The following is a 17,807-nucleotide window of genomic DNA, read 5'->3' as shown; positions in this document are numbered from 1 at the left end:
TAATACTATTATATATGAAGGGATTTGATACTATGAGTAGTAAGATATATGGATATTGTAGGATATCGACAATCAAGCAATCAATTGAAAGGCAACATAGGAATATATTAGATTTATATCCTAATGCAATAATAGTGGATGAGGTATTTACAGGAACTAAAGTAGAAGGTCGTAGAGAATTGAATAAGCTTCTTAAAGTTGTTAAACAAGGTGATACGATAGTATTTGATAGTGTTAGTCGTATGAGTAGAAGTACAGATGAAGGATTTAAATTATATAAGGAACTATTCAATAAAGGTATAGACTTAGTATTTATCAAAGAACCTCATATTAATACAACAACATATAAGAGTGCTAGAGGCAATCAAATACAGTTAACTGATACAATGGTTGATAGTATCTTAGAAGGAATTAATAAGTACTTACTTGCATTAGCAGAGCAACAGATAAGGCTTGCATTTGAACAATCAGAGAAAGAAGTTAAAGATTTACAGCAACGTACTAAAGAAGGGATAGAAACTGCAAGGTTACAAGGTAAACAAATAGGGTTAAAAGAGGGTACTAAGTTAACCACTAAAAAGAGTATAGCGGCTAAAGAAATAATATTAAAACATAGTAAAGACTTTAAAGGAACTCTATCAGATGTTAATGTTATAAAGTTATGTGGTATTAGTAGAAATTCATATTACAAGTATAAAAAAGAATTAGTTGAGGAATTGAATGATAAATATCAAGACTAGGTTATAAACTTAGTCTTTTTTACTTAAATAAGTAGATATGATTCCACAGAATGAATATTTTTTATTTACCGAACGATAACAGTATATATTTAAGCATAAATTGAAGTTATACATAAGATATATAGTAGTTCTACGATTAACACTTTTACTTTAAAAATTAAATATTACAATATAGCGATAGCATATAAGGGGGTATTTAATTTAAATTAGAGCATTGAATAACAATGATATTGATATAGTTACCTTTTTCCCATGCAATGATATTTTTTATGAATTATATAATTCGAATAACAATTAGTTATAGTCGATAGAGCCAGAGGAACTTTTTGTCCTATGGCTTTTATGCATATAAAATTTTCTACTTTTAGAAAAAGTATATCAAAAGTACACTCCCTAATTCACAAAGCAAGTTTGTTCATTTTCCCTCTTGTTAGAGGGATATTGTATTTTTCTTAACCTTGTTGTTTAATTAAATTTACTAATAATCATGATCAATTCTTTATGTCAATGTAACTTATAATAAATAATAAGAGTTGACGCCTATTTTTTCTCAGCAAACCCCTTAAATTCAACGTTTCTGACTTAAATTATAAGTGTCAAAAATGCCAACTTACCCCCTGTATTAAGTGCCAAAAATGCCAACTTACTATTTTGCATTTAAAACTAAGACTGTTGGAATTTCAACAATTAACCCATAGGACGAAAACGTCCTCTGGCTAAATTATTTATTTAAATAAAAATTTTTTATATACATTTAAAAGTTTATCTATCTCTAATTCAATTTCCTTTATTAATGATCTTACATTATCTAAATCTTCTACGTCTATATCTTTTACATACTTATAATTAATCATTATTTTATTATACTTTATTATTAATTTTTTTAAATGTGAGTTGGATTTAAGTGTATTTCTGGATAAAATCTTTTTTAAAAAGTAAAATACATTAATTTCAAGTAATGGCTGAATCTTTTTTAAAATAACAATAATTTTAAAATCATTATAATTTATAAGTAGTGAACTAGTCACTACTTCAGTATCATTAAGTAATCTTTCATAAGTATAAATGTTCATAAATAAACCTGTATAATAATCAAATAAGACTTCCCAAGCCTTAAATCTAGCATTGAAATGTTTATCCAATTTAGATGTTAATAAAGAAATGTATCCACCGAGTACTCCTCCCAATAAAACTAAAAAAATATCTTTGAAATTTAAAGTATTCATATCTATGTACCTCCTAAAGTTAATCCTATAAATTATGTAAAATAGTTATAAACTCAATTATTTTCTCAATATTTAGTATATTTACGGTAAATTTGTTTTTTACTTTATTAATTTAATTAAAATCGTAGTTTTAATATTTATATACTTTAATCAATAGATTTTATAAATATATGTTAAAATAAATTGGTATGATTGTAATTATTTATCAGAATTTAAAGAGTAAATTAAGTTATGAAATGGTACAAGTATATTTGTAACTGCTTAAATATTTATTTGAGCAATAAAAAAGAATTAGTTGGTCGGATAACTCAAAGAAAAAATACTATATGTACAAACAACATAACACTATTGGTCGTAGTGTATTAAAGAGAATTTGGTCGTTCTCTTTAATTAAGTTATTTTATGTACTTGTATTGTATGTATTTTATAAAAAATAATACGTTAATGTTCTACAATAAACAAATTCATATTGTCAATAGTGTTATTTGCTTGTTTCTAAATAGGAAAGTAGGTAAATAATGAATACTAAAGAAATATCAATCGAAGAAGTATCCGAACTAATAAGATTATCAGAATCTCAAATTAATAAGAACTTTAAACAGTATATTCCAAAGTTAGAGATACTATTAAGCAAAACCATGAAGGAAAGATAGCTATTATTTCTAGTTGTAGTGGATCAGATGGAACAATAGATTTATTTAACTCATGTACCAGAGTTTATACTATAGTTACAAATACTAAAATGTGAAAAATAAATCTGAATTAAATAGAGTACAACAAATGTTAGAAAATAAAGAAATTGAAATAAAAGCTAATACATTAGATAAATATATAGCATTTCAAGAATTTAAAAGGGATTTAGGAATTGATAAGTTATGGAAAGTTGTTAAAACAGAATATACTCCAAGCTTTATGAAGGATACAGTACTATTAGATATGTTAGTTAAATCATTTAAGAACAAGTTTGATAATCTATATAAGAATGAACTAGATAAATACTTAGTTAACCATATCACATTTAACATACAAAGTAATAATATTGAACATGAACAATTAGCATAAATTAAACTGAATATATTGAAAATACTAGCTTATACATTGATTTGTATAAGCTTTTTTATTGAATTTCAAAAATCCCGTAAGTAGGGAAATTATATACTATATAATATAACTGTCCCACTCACGGGAAAAATTAATATTGTCATATAAAAATATATTACTTAGTAGTCGTTGAATGATAAATTTGATTTTTAATTTTTATGAAACAGTATGAAAGGTTTTGATATACTTTTACAAAAGTAGTAATACAAGTAATCGAACTAATAGCAGACACTCAAGATACATTTAGTACGAAAAGTAATAGTAAACATTGATATTAATAGACTAAATGTATCTTTCAGTTGTTATTTTTGTTTTGTTAACTAATAAATTAAATTATTTGTAATATAAAGTTAAAAATAGTTATATAGAAATATCTATAACTAAATAATAGATTGTTTTTTTGAAATAAACAGATATTTGCAAAAAATTAACAATATATGGTAATATTAGGCTGTTACCTAAAATATTACAAATACTTAAATTATAAATTTAAAAAGCAAGATTAAAACATCACTTAAAATTAGCTAAAAATGCATAGCTAATTTTATAGGGGGGACATTATGAAAATTAAAATAGCTATTTGTGATGATGAATATATCCACAGAAAAGTACTATTGAAGCATGTGAGAATGTTATTTTTAAGGGATTCTTATGAAGTATTAGAATTTAATAGTGGGGAAGAATTATTAGGAAGATATCCTAAAGGATTGGATATACTTTTATTAGATATTCAAATGATGGGGATAAATGGGATTGAAACAGCTAAAAAAATAAGATTGTTTGATACAAATGTAACAATTATATTTACAACTGCAATTGCAGACTTTATGCAAGAGGGATATGAAGTAAGAGCCTTTAGATATTTGTTAAAACCAATAAAGTATAATGACTTTTTAAAGCATATAGGCCAATGTAAAAATGAAATTCTTAAAAACAAGGAGAAATATATATCAATAAAAGAAATTGATGAAGGACAAACTATTATTATTCCTGTAAATTCTATACTATATGTAGAAATGGAGTGTAGGATTGCGTTAATACATACAGATAATAGAATATATAAAACAAGAGAAAGTATAAAATATTTTGAAAATGAATTAAAAGAACATTCATTTTACAGGTGTCATAGAGCATATTTAATAAATTTACATAAGATAAATTCTATGAGGAAGAACACAGCTATAATAAAAGGTAATGAAGTGTTAGTTAGTAGATACAAAGTGAAAGAGTTAAAAATGAAAATAACAGATATATTGGGGAGTTTAATATGATTGATATACAGAATATTTTTTTAAATTTGTTAGATTTCATTACTGGAGTAGTATATTTACTTGTATTTAAATCAATATTAGATAATATTAGTTGTAAAAAACTTAGAAGAAGAATTAACTATACAATTATTATCTTGTTTTCAATATGTATATTTTCATTTAAGTTTGAAAGTTCAATAATATTTATATTAATATGTTGTGTTTTTTATAAAATTAACTATGAACAAAATATTTTAATGTGCATTTTTATTAGTTTACTATACTGTTTTCTTGTATATATACCAATTGAATATATTAGTTTAGATTTAGTTTTTTATATAAATTATAATGATTTAATTCTTAATTTTAATAGAAGTTCTATATTGGTTGAAATTGAAAGCATGATAATTCAAAATATATTAATGATAATTATATTTAAGATATGTGTTCAAATAAATAGATTTAAAAATTTTAAAGATTTATTTATAAAAGTGAATTATATATCCATAGTTATACCATTTTTAATAGATATTTTAATGGTTATAGTAGTATTTAGAATAATTGCGATAGACAAATCAATATTAAAATTTTATATAATTATTTTAATTTTTGTATCAATATTAGTTTTACTTTCTAAGTGGAATAATTTTCATATGATGAAAAAAAATATATATAGTTACAAATTAGATTATGAAAATAAAATTATTAAAAATAATGTACTTAAAGAACAAAATTATTATAAAAAGATAAATAAAGAAAAGGATAAAGTTAGAGCTTTATATCATGATATGAAAAATCATATGATTTGTATAAGGAATCTATGTGAAGATAAAAATATTGATGGATTATTACAATATATAGATAGTATGGAAGTGAATATAGTTAATTATAATAAATCAAATCAAGACTTTAACACAGGAAATATGATAGTAGATTCAATTTTACGAGTAAAAAAATCTATATGCATAGAAAAAAATATAGATTTTTTTGAGGATATGGATTTTTCTAAAAGTGATTTTATAGATATGATTGATATATGTACCATATTTTCAAATCTAATAGATAATGCAATAGAAGCCTGCGATAAAATAAATAACCCTAATATACCTAAAAAAATAATATTAAAAAGTAAGTATATAGATGGATTTTGTGTTGTTTTGATTGAAAACACTAAAGTTAATGAAGTTAAACAAAGAAAAACATTATTATTGACTAGTAAAAAAACTTCATATATGCACGGAATAGGACTAAATAATGTAAAAAAAACAGTTAAAAAGTATTTGGGACAAATAAATTTTAGTTATTCTAAAAATGATTTTACTGTTAAAATTATGATTCCGTATAAATGATAGAATATATATTAAAAATTAATTAATTGATAATAAAAAAGAATCTATTATATGAATAATTTAAATTATTCATATAATAGATTCTTTTAATTTTTATGATAAATTAGTTCATTTAAAAACTGATTTATATAAAAATATATCTGCTGTTAAAATAGCTATTATATAGATATTGACTGCTAAAGTTCCAAAAATTGAAACAAGAAAGTGAATAGCAGCTATAATAAATATTAAAATAATCATTAAGTAATTTTCTACTATTGCTTCATTTTTTTTAAGAATATTGATTTGACAAGAAAAAGGCATACTTTTATCAAGTATTTTAAATGTTAGTATAGTTATCAGTATTAAAACTAAAAATATAGCTACTAGATGTTGTATTATACTGACCTTATAAAAATATATAAAAACTATACATTGAATTAAGTAAAGCGGTATTATCAGATTAATCAAACAAGCTTTAATAGCTGCCTTATGTACAATCATTTTATTTTTTATATTTATTGTTGTATATATGTATGATGCTTTATAGTTTTTAGAAAATTTTAATGCTATAATTATTGTAGGAATTATCATTAAGCAAAAATATAAAAATAGATACATATATGAATTTATGTATTTTTCATTTTTATCAAAAATCATATAAATAGGAAATGTATAATAAGTTCCAATAATTGGATATACTTTAAATTTAAAATCTCTGTCATTTCTTATTATTTTAGAAACAAAATTAAAAAATATTCTTTCTTCTTTATCCTTGCATATAATTTTGCTCAATTTCATTGTTAGATTATACTTTTTTTTATTTTTACTTGAACCATTATTAAGTTTTTGAAGTTTTTTCTCAAATACTGGTGAAAGCTTTATATATATCAAAACAGATATTACAGGTACAACTAAAGATAACAAAGAAAGTATCAATAATGTTTCATTTTTATTTCCTGTTACTATTATTTCAAATGGAGCTGCAAACCAAAAGGGAGGCAAAATATAGCTTATTGCTCCTAAATGGATATTTTTGATTAGATTTACGCTTTTAGTTATATTCATTATAATAAAATAAGCCCCACTAAACAATATTGTAATACATATCTGTATAATACTGATTACATCTTTAAGTTTTTCTCCATTAAATAATTTTAATACTAGTAGATAAACTAGTCCAGAGACAATTATTATAAAAATATCTACAAGTAATATTTCTATTAAAAATACTAATGAAAATACTAATCCATACTTTATTGATGCAATTAATGAAAATCCACTTAATGACATACTTATCCTTATCATATATATCATAATATGTGTTATCTTAGATGCACTTAATGTTTTTAGACTTACACCCCTAGTGGATAATATTCCTTTATCGTTTATATCTAGTATTACAGATGAAAAATCGGACATAAATGTTGTAAGCATAAAAAACATAATTATTGTAAAATAGATTGTCATTGATATAAGGGTATTTTTATTCATTAACATAATCATCATCATAAAGAAGCCAATAAATGTGTATATTAATAGCATTATTTTATATTGATTCAAAGATTCTTTAATTTGTTGATTCTTTAATAAGGCAGATGTTTTTCTGGAATCTATAGTTAGCTTTATCCTTAATATTAACCTCATATCCTCATAGTCAATACCTAGTTTCTCATATAAAAACTTAAATCTATCCAGTATCTTTAGTGAAATAAAATTATTCATAATTTACACCTCTTTTATTACAGATATAAATTTTTCTGCAAGCTTTTTATATTCACTAAACCCTGTAAGTTGATTAAATATTTGCGCTAGAGATTCTTCTTGTACGCTTTCTTTTAAATCATCAAAGTTACCATCTGCAACTATATTTCCATTATTTATCAGCACTATTCTGTCAGTTATTTTTTCTACAACTTCCATTATATGTGATGAGTAAAAAATCGTCTTACCCTCTTCTTTTAAACTTATCATAATTTCTTTTATTATCATTACACTATTTGCATCTAATCCACTTAGGGGTTCATCTAAGAATAATATATCTGGATTATGTATTAAGCTAGATATTATGACTATCTTTTGCTTCATTCCTTTTGAGAAAGAACTGATTCTTGAGTTATAAGCTTCTTTTATTCCTAAGATATCCATTAACTCATAAGCTTTTTTATCCGCAATATCATATTCTAATCCATAAAGTTGTCCTATAAATGTTAAATATTCTCTAGCAGTTAAGCTTTCATAAGTTTCTGCTATTTCTGGTACATATCCTATCCTTTTTTTATATCTTCCATCTCCCTGTGATATATCTTCTCCCCATATTTTAACTACACCTGAATAACCTTCAACAAGTCCTAATATTATTTTTACAGTTGTACTTTTTCCTGCTCCATTTGGACCTATATATCCTATTATACTTCCTTTATCTACTTCTAGATCTATTCCTTTTAAAACTTCTTTTCCTTCAAAGTTTATTTTTAAATCTTTTATAAATATTGCTTTATCCATAATTTCTCTCCTTGTTAGTTATAAACTGTATGTAAGTTTATACAAATTATACCATATTAGTATATTTTATAAGGTAAACTTATATTGCTTCCGAAATTTTGAACCACATTATAATTAAAGTATTAAATATAGTTAAAAATCATTTAATATAAAGACATAGTCTAAAAATAAGTAGTTTATAATTTTTTTAGAGGTAATAAAAAAAGAATCTATCTTATAATCAATATAAAACAACTGAGCTCTTTATTTGTTAAATTCATATAAATTATTATTAACAAATAAAGAGCTCAGTTATATTGTTTTTGATTTTTCTTTACGTATAAATTAATATCAATATACTAGTATTATCTTCTTTTTCTTTTTCTATATGCATTTTTAGATGCGTCTGATATCATATCCCAGTTCGTAGATATGTGGTCCCAAACTGCTTGGGGACCAGCTGGTAAAATGAAAGGAGTACCTGCTAGTCCAATAGTACCAACAAGAGCATTAATAGCTTCTGGAGCTCCTCCACCATTAACTTCTTGTAAATCTTCAAAATTTAATTCATTCATAATAGAACCCCCTTAATTTAAGTTTTAATTCAAACCAATAGTAACATGAAAAACAAGGTAATTTATAAAAAATTACTGAATAGTATAATTTTGATGCTGAATAGTTTTCAATATACTATTCAGCATCAAAATTATACTATTCAGTCAAAATATATTTACTTTTTTTAAAAAAATATATATGGTCACAATATCTGACATTATATATAAGGGAGGAAAAGGGTGAAAAAATATTATTGTATAAAGCAGCATGATTATAAAGATTGTGGATGTGCATGTCTAGCAACTATATGCAAGACATATGGATTAAAGTATCCTATATCTAAGATAAGAGAAGTTGCTGGTACAGACAAAGAAGGAACCAGTGCTTTAGGGGTTATAAAAGCTGCTGAAAAATTAGGGTTTTCTGCAAAGGGTATTAAAGCTAATAATCCTAAAGATATATTTAGTGAATTACCTCTTCCAGCTATAGCTCATGTTGTTATTGACAAGATAATGCTTCATTATGTTGTTATACATAAAATAAGTGAAAAAGAGATCATTGTCGCTGATCCAGCTAAAGGAATTGTAAAATATAAACCAATTGATTTTTTTAATATATGGACTGGAATTTTGATAATACTTACACCTACATCAGATTTTAAAAAAGGAAATGAAGTTAAAGGTGTGTTTACTAGATTTTTTGATTTATTAAAACCACAAAAAGGGTTATTAATAAATATATTTTTAGCATCTATATTGATAACTTTATTTGGAATAATAGGGTCGTTCTATTTTAAGTTTTTATTAGATGATATAATACCCAACAATTTAAAGCAGTCATTAACAATGTTTTCTATTGGATTTATAGTTTTAGCTGTATTTAAAGTTATTATGGAAGCATTTAGAACACAGTTACTTATTCATTTAGGGCAAAAATTAGATATACCTCTTATGCTGGGATATTATGAACATGTTATTAATTTACCTATGAATTTCTTTGGTAAAAGAGAGGTAGGAGAAATTATATCAAGATTTAATGATGCATCTAATATAAGACAAGCTATATCAGGTGTTGCGCTTACCATGATGATAGATGTATTTATGGTTTTAATAGGTGGAGGTATATTATACTCTCAAAGTTCTTCTTTATTTGTAATAACAATAATTCCATTGGTATTATATGGAGTGATTGTATATTCATTTAAAAGTAATATAGAAAAAGCTAATAGAGAAACTATGGAGAAAAATTCTAAATTAACATCATATATAATAGAATCTTTAAATGGTATAGAAACAATAAAAGCCTTCAACTCAGAAAGAGAAGTTAATTTAGAAACTGAAAAAAGATTTATAAAATTTATTAAAGCTATATTTAAAAATGAGTGTATAAATAATATGCAAGTTTCGTTAAAGAGCTTAGTAAAAGGTGTTTTTGCTATTATTATTCTTTGGATTGGGAGTATACAAGTATTAAATGGAAAAATTTCATTTGGAGAATTGTTAACATTTGATGCTTTATTAGCGTATTTCTTAACTCCAATAGAAAATATAATAAACTTGCAACCAACTGTTCAAACAGCACTTGTTGCAGCTGAAAGATTAAGTGAAATATTAGATTTAGAGCTTGAAAAGTCAGAGCAAGAGGATAAAAAAATAAAACCTAATACTATAAAAGGAAATATAGAGTTTAAAAATGTTGATTTTAGATATGGAACGAGACAACTTATTCTAAAAGATATAAATATGACTATTAAAAAAGGTGAAAGAATCGCGTTAGTTGGAGAAAGTGGATCAGGAAAAACTACTTTAGCTAAGTTATTACTTAACTTTTATAAATGTGAAAAGGGTGAAATTTTAGTAAATGATTACAATCTATTAGATATCAATATTGAGTCATTAAGGGATAAAATTGCTTATATTTCACAAGAAACATTTTTATTTAATGGAACCATATTAGAAAACTTAATGCTTGGAAATCCATACTTAACATATGAAGAAGTTATAGATGCCTGTGAAAAGGCTCAGATTCATGATTTTATAAATTCGCTACCATTAAGATATAACACTTTAGTAGAAGAAAATGGATCAAACTTTTCTGGAGGACAAAAGCAAAGATTATCAATAGCTAGAGCAATACTTAGAAAGCCAGAGATACTTATAATGGATGAAGCAACAAGTAATCTAGATTCTATAACAGAAAAAGCTATAGAGAGAACTATTCATAAGTTTAGTGAAGGTATGACCACTATTATAATAGCTCATAGATTAAGTACTATTATGAGGTGTGATAATATTTATATTTTAGAAAAAGGTGAAATTAAAGAAAAAGGTAATCATAAAGAGCTATTAAATCAAAAAGGTAGATATTATAAGCTTTGGAAAGAACAACTTCCTGAAATAAATAATATAGGAGGAATTCAAAATAAGGAGGTTGTTGCAGTTGAAGTTTAAGATAGAAGATATAAATAATTTAAGGGATAGTAGACACTTATTAGAATCTAAGCCAAATAAATTTATAATAATTTTTATCTATATATTATTAGTATTAATATTAATGTTTCTTACATGGGCATGGTTTAGCGAAAAGGAAGTAGTTGTAAAGGTGTCAGGAGTAGTAAGACCAAATAGTCAGGTTCAAACAATTTCTAATATTGTTCAAGGTGAAGTTAAAAATGTAAAGATGAAAAATGGAGAAAAAGTATCAAAAGGGGATATATTATTTGAAATAGACTCTGATAGTTTAGAAAAAGAAAAACAGCGAATAGATGATCAGATAGATAAAATAAATGAGGATAATAGTAACCTTAATAAGTTGAGCAAGTCTATTGCTAGTAATAAAAATTATTTTAGTAATAGTGGTAGCGAAAAAGAATATTATTATAAATTTAAAAGCTATGAGTCTGGAAATATTGTTTCATTAGCAGAAAAGAATAATATAACTAATTCTAAGATTGAACTTAGTGGGGAAAAATCTAACTTAGAAAAATTGAGCAAATCTATTATTGAGGAAACTAATTATAATGAGAAGAACTCAGCATATAGTGCTCAATATGAAAGTTATATGAGTTCAAGGAAAATGATTCAAAATAAAATTGATCAGTTAAATAACTCTAAAAATGAGTTAAATAAGCAACTTGAATCTGATAATAAACAAATTAATGAAATCCCGCAGGGTGATACTCAACAATTAGAGTTAATAAAGGCTAGTATAGATGAGAAAAATCAACAAATAAGTCAAATAGATTTTGAAATTAAAAATAGCAATGAGGAGTTAGAAAAACTAAAAAATGACACAATTGCTCAAGTAAAAGGCTCTATAGAAAAAGCTGGCCAAAGTATAGATACATTAGATGGAAATTTGAAAAGTTTAGATGAATCAACAAATATTAATAAAGATAGCAATAAAACAACTATTTTGGCACAAATAGAAGAAAAGATAAATTTAAATAAAAAAAGTAAAACTGAATTAGAGGCTAATAAGAAACAGATAGAAGAAAGTCTAAAAAAATGTATTATCAAAGCTCCTGTAAATGGGAAGATAAATACACTTGTAGATTTACAACAAGGATTAGTATTACAGCCAGGAACAATTGTAGCCAATGTAATACCAAATTCAAATAATTATAAAATTGATTTAATGATACAAACTAAAGATATAGCTAATATAAATACTGATAAAAAGATAAAATATAGTTTTGAGGCATTGCCATATAGAGAATATGGATTTTTAGAAGGTAAGATAGAGTCAATAAGTCCAGATTCAAAAACAGATAGTAAAACTGGGATTTCATTTTTTACAGGAGAAGGTAGTTTAAATTCAAATGTATTACATAGCAATAAAGATGAGGAAATTTATATTAAGCCAGGTATGATATGTGAAGCAAAAATTATAACAAGAAATGAAAAAATGCTTTATTATCTTTTAGAGAAGATTGGCTTAAAAAATAAATAAAATAATATATAAAATGGAGGATTTATTATGGAGAGTCAAGTGAAAAAATCTAAAGCACCAATGATACTAGGGATATCAAGTTTAATAGCATGGATTATACCAGTATTAGGATTAATAGTAAGCATTTCTGGTATAGTAATATCATCAAAAAGATTAAAAGAAGATAACTGTAAAGCCTACAAGATAGGTCGTACATTAAGTATATTAGGTATTATTTTATCAGTAGCATATTTTGCTATTTTATATTATATACAAGTTAATTTAATGGCTTAAGGTGATAATTATGAAAAAATTCTTAAAATCACTCAGTATTTGTATAGGAATATTCATAATAAATTTTTTTATTGGGGGACTTGTATCTGTAATATTTGGTATTGTTATTGGAGATTCTAATGAATTTAATCAATATAGAGATATATTAATTTTTATAACAGATATTATAACTTTAATTTTAGTTCATTTAATACTTTTATGGTATAATCAAAAACTATTAAGTAAAGCTACTTTTAAGAAAATAAAACCAAATGAAGCAATAAATATTAGTTTACTTGGAGTTGGAATTAGTATTATTTTATCAACTCTAACTGGTATATTAAGTATATTAATTCCAAGTTATACGAATATACAAAATCAATTTTTAGGTGCAAATAATTCCTTACTACAATTAGGTATAGTTATACTGTTAATACCTATATATGAGGAAATAATATTTAGATATGTTATATTTGGATATTTAAAAGAAAATTATAACATAGTATGTGCTATAATTGGGCAAGCATTAGTTTTCGGATTTTTCCACTTAAATATTGTTCAAGGAATATATACGTTTTTACTAGGAATAGCATTAGCTCTAGTGTATATGTATTCTGAATCATTAGTAGGAAGTATAATTTTACATGTGATATTTAATTTATTTGGAACACTAATAATTCCTAAATTTGCAGCTATTAATCCTATGATGCAATATGTAATAATCATATTTGGAATAGTATGTTTAGTCATTTCAATTTTAAAAATACTAAAAAAATATGAGGGTATTTTATACAAATAGAGAGTGAAATAATTTACTTTATATTAAATGATAAAAAAACTTCTAATATCTTTTGAGGTAGATTATTAAAAGATATTAGAAGTTTTTTAGTGCAAGCAGTTTAATTTATAAACAGCAAAGAAGAAATTAAATAGGGACATACAGAAATATGTGTAGTTTTTGTATATTTATCAAAATTATTAAACTATAGCATAGAATTAACTAAGTATTAGTAGAAGTTATAAACATGCTGAAAGTTTTTAAATTACTAAACTTGTTTTTATAATCGTAACTTAATAGATATAATTATTTGTTTTAGTGTTTAACTATAAACTTTATAGTTTTTATACATATAAAAAAATCGATAAAACTAAGTAATTACAACATATTTAAAATAAAGTGGTCAATATATATAGATCATTGTTTAAAGGGAGGATTTCAGTCCTCTATTGTAGGAATAGTTGGATTTATGTTACAATTTACCTATATTAACCGTACAATAAAAAAAGTTAGAACCCTCCATCGCCAAACAGAGATTCTAACTTTTTTATATAAAGCCCTATAAAAGACAAAGATAAGAGTATCTAAATCCTAACAGGGAGTTTTTTATTATTTTATAGTGTCATTTTATCATATTCAATTATAAGTGACAAGGTATATAATAACTTATCTTATCTTTTTTGAGGCAGATTTCAACAGATAAGGGGAGTTTTTTTATGCAATCAAATAGTTTAACAATAGTTGAAGATATTAATATAGATTTTGATAAATGCAAAAAACATTTAGAAGTATTACATAAAGAAAGTAAAGGTTATATAACAATAGCATCAAAGGATCCAAAATATAAACAATGGCATTATAAGAGCAAGGAGATTTTTGAGAACTCAGAAATTATATTAAATGAGATAAATGCTTATGTATCTCAAAATACATTTTATAAGCCACAAAGAAGAATTGAGAATATAAAAGAGCTTAGAGCTATTTATATAGATATAGATTGTCATAAAACAAAGTATTCTAAAGAAGCCGTTCAATATTTTTTAGAAAATGATTTATACGGATATAAAATTCCAAGACCAAATTTTTTAATAGATAGTGGAAGGGGATTATATTATGTACTTTTAATAGAGCCTGTGCCAAGTATGGCTATGCCACTTTGGTATGCAGTTCAAAGGTATATATATAATCAGTTAAAAGAATATGGAGCTGATGCTTGTGCATTAGACCCAACTAGAGTTTTAAGAGTTGTTGGGACAGTTAATTCAAAGAGTAATAGCTTTGTTGAGATTTTGGACATGTATGACTACGAGTATAATTTAAGAGAGATTCAAGAAGGGTTTTTGCCAGAAATAAGTGAGAAAAGAGAAAAGAAAAAAGGTAGACCTAAAAAGATTATAAGCTTATTTACAGAGTATAGCTTATATCATGCTAGAGTTTTAGATATTACAAAGATTTGTGAACTTAGGGATTATGATGTTAAAGGTCATAGAGAGTTAATTTTATTTTTATATAGATATTTTACTTGTTGTTTTACACAAGATTCAGAAGAGGCTTTACAAAAAGCTTTAGAGCTTAATTCAATGTTTAAAGAACCATTACCTGTTAATGAGGTTAAAATTGATACAAAGTCAGCAGAAAGAGCTTATGTTGAAAAAAAATATAAGTATACTAATGCAAAGCTTATAAAGATATTAGATATAACTTTAGAAGAGCAAATGCATCTTAAAACTATTATTTCTGGAAAAGAGAAATATAGAAGAAGTGCGGAGGAGCAGAAAGCAAAGAAGAAGGCTAAAAGAAGAAATGAAAATGGATTAACTAAAAAGCAACAAGAGTTAAAAGATTTAAAAATAAAAATAGAAAATTTAAAATCTAAAGGATTAAGTAATAGAAAGATAGCTAAAGAATTAGGATTTAGCGAAGGAAAAGTACGAACTATATTAAAAAAATAAGGTGCGTAAAAAAACGTCCTCTTAGTATTGGGGGACTTTAGTCCTGTTTCATTATCCTAGGTAAAAAGTAGATGCGAAGGGGCTTTTTATTGAGTTTCAAACATTCTTTAAGTATGGAACTTATATACTCTATACTATAACTATTCCACTCATGGGAAAATTAATATTGTCATATAAAAATATATTAATTAGTAGTCGTTGAATTATAAGTTTGATTTTTAATTTTAATGAAACGGTATGAGAGGTTGTGATATACTTTTATAAAAGTCTTAGAATCAAGTAGTTGCAATAAATATATATATATTTATATATGGAAAGATTATATTAAATTCTTATTTTAAGCCATTGGTTATTCGGTGTTTTTTTGTATTTAAAAATAAAAAATTAAAGTAATTCATATATTTTCATGTATAATTGTTTAAGTGTAGTAATTTAAAAGTTAGAGTTAATTTCTCTAGCTTTTTTTATTTTTGTATATGAAATTGATATATTTAATTATTACCATAAGTAAAGTAAGGTAATAGTTATCGTTATAAAAGTAATATTTAATCTCATGATTAATTTCAATTATTGTACAATATAAGTATATAAACTACAATGGTAGTGGGAGGGACTATAAATGAAAAAAGAAAAGTTTTCAAAGTTAAGTATAGAGGATAAGGTGAATTATCTAAATAACAAATTAAGTGAAGGACAAACTGTTATTAGAATAAGAGAAGATATAGGGATAGGAGAGAAAGCACTACAAAAGATAATAAAGGATGCTGGATATAAGTACAATCAAAAGGTTAAGCAGTATGAGTTTATAGGGTGGAACCCTACAATTAAGTCCACTACTAAAAGCACTACATACTCTAAGAAGGCAGTTGTAGTGGAAAACAATACAATAACACTACCTAAAAATCAAGAACAAATAATGAGTTACTTAGAAGGTAATTTTGATATATTAACTAACATTATTGAGAGGTTTAAATCCACTACAGGAGCCACTACGGAAACCACTACAGATTATATAATAATAGATTTAGTTGATGATAAACATTTAAATCCCAAGCCAAAGAGCATAAGGATAAATGAGTTTGTATATAGAGATTGGCAAGAATTTTGTGATAAACAACCATACTCAAAAATGGATTTAATATCTATGGCACTAAAGATGTACATGGAGAAGTATGGTAAATAAACTAGTAGTAGAAAAGCAGATTGATAAAATTAATGAGGTACAAATGAAAATAAGTAAGAAAGTATTAGCCCTAATAATGACAACTATGATAGGTTTTGCAGTTGTTGGATGTAACCGTAATTATAACAAAGAAGATATAAAGTCCGAAATATAATCGAATATATCAGAAGATGTAAATGGAACTTCATATACAGTTGATATGCTTACTCCTACAGAAGGTGAAGGCTTTATTGCAAGTATCCAAGTGGATAATGATAAGTTTACAAGATAAGAGGAATGTAAGATATTTACAAGTGACTTAATTAAACACATAAAAAATATAGAAGGCATACATAGTGTTGAAATTACTTTTGTAGCAGATTCACAAGCAAAATATATGGTTAGAATTGAAGATTGGAATAAAACCAAAGATAAAGAGAACTTAGTAGATACACTAGATTTTAACTTCTAACTCAAAGATAGGTTATTCCTATCTTTTTTTATTTTAAATGAATGTTGTTGGACTAAAACTAACGTAAATAAAATATAAAACATAGAAAAACAAAAAAATTCGGTAGAAATATAACTAAAATACGATATTAAAAAGCAAATTTTTAATGTGAAACTAAGTAAATGGAACATTTGTAAATAAAAAAAATAATATGATAAAATATAATAAATGAACTTTATTTATAGGCGGTTATTATGGAAATTAAAGATTTGTTAGGGTATGAAATTACAGGTACCATGTCATCTAATTTAAAAAATGAATAAGGTTATATGGAAGGTGATTTTTATTATTCAATTCAGTGTTAAAACTTACCTGTATAAAAATAGTATCAAAAGTGATTGGAATATATGATGAGATACCAATATAATAAAAATATCAAAATAAGCGGTCGTTAGTTTTAATACTATTATATATGAAGGGATTTGATACTATGAGTAGTAAGATATATGGATATTGTAGGATATCGACAATCAAGCAATCAATTGAAAGGCAACATAGGAATATATTAGATTTATAT

The 17,807-nt window shown here is 24.5% G+C and carries 15 protein-coding genes; 11 read left to right on the top strand and 4 right to left on the bottom strand.

The window, feature by feature from the left end; all coding sequences use genetic code 11:
* Positions 1-740: recombinase family protein (locus H8891_RS14625; RefSeq protein ID WP_330606245.1), on the top strand; the 740-nt coding region annotated here is incomplete at its 5' end.
* Between the two features lie 725 nt (positions 741-1,465).
* Here H8891_RS14625 and H8891_RS14620 read toward each other — a convergent pair.
* Entirely contained in the window at positions 1,466-1,966 is a 501-nt protein-coding gene (locus H8891_RS14620) for a hypothetical protein (RefSeq protein WP_187006976.1), read from the bottom strand.
* Between the two features lie 744 nt (positions 1,967-2,710).
* Here H8891_RS14620 and H8891_RS14615 point away from each other — a divergent pair.
* From H8891_RS14615 to H8891_RS14605, 3 genes are all read left to right on the top strand, one after another.
* On the top strand, positions 2,711-3,028 hold the full coding sequence (locus H8891_RS14615) for a hypothetical protein (RefSeq protein WP_187006975.1): 318 nt from the start codon (positions 2,711-2,713) through the stop codon (positions 3,026-3,028).
* A gap of 599 nt (positions 3,029-3,627) precedes the next feature.
* Positions 3,628-4,338, top strand: a complete 711-nt coding sequence (locus H8891_RS14610; protein WP_187006974.1) for a LytR/AlgR family response regulator transcription factor — start codon at positions 3,628-3,630, stop codon at positions 4,336-4,338.
* Positions 4,335-5,666, top strand: coding sequence for a sensor histidine kinase (locus H8891_RS14605; RefSeq protein WP_187006973.1), 1,332 nt, complete (start codon positions 4,335-4,337; stop codon positions 5,664-5,666). The genes H8891_RS14610 and H8891_RS14605 overlap by 4 nt, the downstream gene beginning before the upstream one ends.
* Positions 5,667-5,774: 108 nt before the next feature.
* Here the strand turns inward: H8891_RS14605 and H8891_RS14600 are convergent, their stop codons facing one another.
* The 3 genes from H8891_RS14600 to H8891_RS14590 form a co-directional block, all read right to left on the bottom strand.
* Entirely contained in the window at positions 5,775-7,370 is a 1,596-nt protein-coding gene (locus tag H8891_RS14600) for a hypothetical protein (protein ID WP_187006972.1), read from the bottom strand.
* A gap of 3 nt (positions 7,371-7,373) precedes the next feature.
* Complete coding sequence (locus tag H8891_RS14595) at positions 7,374-8,150, bottom strand: ABC transporter ATP-binding protein (RefSeq protein WP_187006971.1); 777 nt, start codon at positions 8,148-8,150, stop codon at positions 7,374-7,376.
* Positions 8,151-8,494: 344 nt separating this feature from the next.
* Positions 8,495-8,704, bottom strand: a complete 210-nt coding sequence (locus H8891_RS14590) for a class IIb bacteriocin, lactobin A/cerein 7B family (RefSeq protein WP_187006970.1) — start codon at positions 8,702-8,704, stop codon at positions 8,495-8,497.
* A 219-nt stretch (positions 8,705-8,923) separates the two neighbouring features.
* On the opposite strand from H8891_RS14590, the gene H8891_RS14585 reads away from it, so the two are divergent.
* From H8891_RS14585 to H8891_RS14555, 7 genes are all read left to right on the top strand, one after another.
* Positions 8,924-11,134: a peptidase domain-containing ABC transporter gene (locus tag H8891_RS14585; protein WP_187006969.1), complete on the top strand. Its 2,211-nt coding sequence runs from the start codon at positions 8,924-8,926 to the stop codon at positions 11,132-11,134.
* A complete protein-coding gene (locus H8891_RS14580) occupies positions 11,124-12,635 on the top strand; it encodes an HlyD family efflux transporter periplasmic adaptor subunit (RefSeq protein WP_187006968.1) in 1,512 nt (503 codons plus the stop codon). The genes H8891_RS14585 and H8891_RS14580 overlap by 11 nt, the downstream gene beginning before the upstream one ends.
* A 27-nt stretch (positions 12,636-12,662) precedes the next feature.
* Positions 12,663-12,908, top strand: coding sequence for a hypothetical protein (locus tag H8891_RS14575; protein ID WP_187006967.1), 246 nt, complete (start codon positions 12,663-12,665; stop codon positions 12,906-12,908).
* Between the two features lie 10 nt (positions 12,909-12,918).
* Positions 12,919-13,686, top strand: coding sequence for a CPBP family intramembrane glutamic endopeptidase (locus H8891_RS14570; RefSeq protein WP_187006966.1), 768 nt, complete (start codon positions 12,919-12,921; stop codon positions 13,684-13,686).
* Positions 13,687-14,381: 695 nt separating this feature from the next.
* Positions 14,382-15,617 (top strand): helix-turn-helix domain-containing protein, encoded by a 1,236-nt coding sequence (locus tag H8891_RS14565; protein ID WP_207723636.1) that lies wholly within the window; start codon positions 14,382-14,384, stop codon positions 15,615-15,617.
* 619 nt (positions 15,618-16,236) lie between these two features.
* Entirely contained in the window at positions 16,237-16,800 is a 564-nt protein-coding gene (locus H8891_RS14560; protein ID WP_187006965.1) for a hypothetical protein, read from the top strand.
* Positions 16,790-16,954, top strand: a complete 165-nt coding sequence (locus H8891_RS14555) for a hypothetical protein (protein WP_187006964.1) — start codon at positions 16,790-16,792, stop codon at positions 16,952-16,954. Before H8891_RS14560 ends, H8891_RS14555 begins: the two co-directional genes overlap by 11 nt.
* Positions 16,955-17,807 lie beyond the last annotated feature (853 nt).

It is taken from the genome of Paeniclostridium hominis, assembly GCF_014306135.1.
GTDB classification, from domain to species: Bacteria; Bacillota; Clostridia; order Peptostreptococcales; family Peptostreptococcaceae; genus Paraclostridium; species Paraclostridium hominis.
This window is presented reverse-complemented; position numbering and strand designations above follow the sequence as displayed.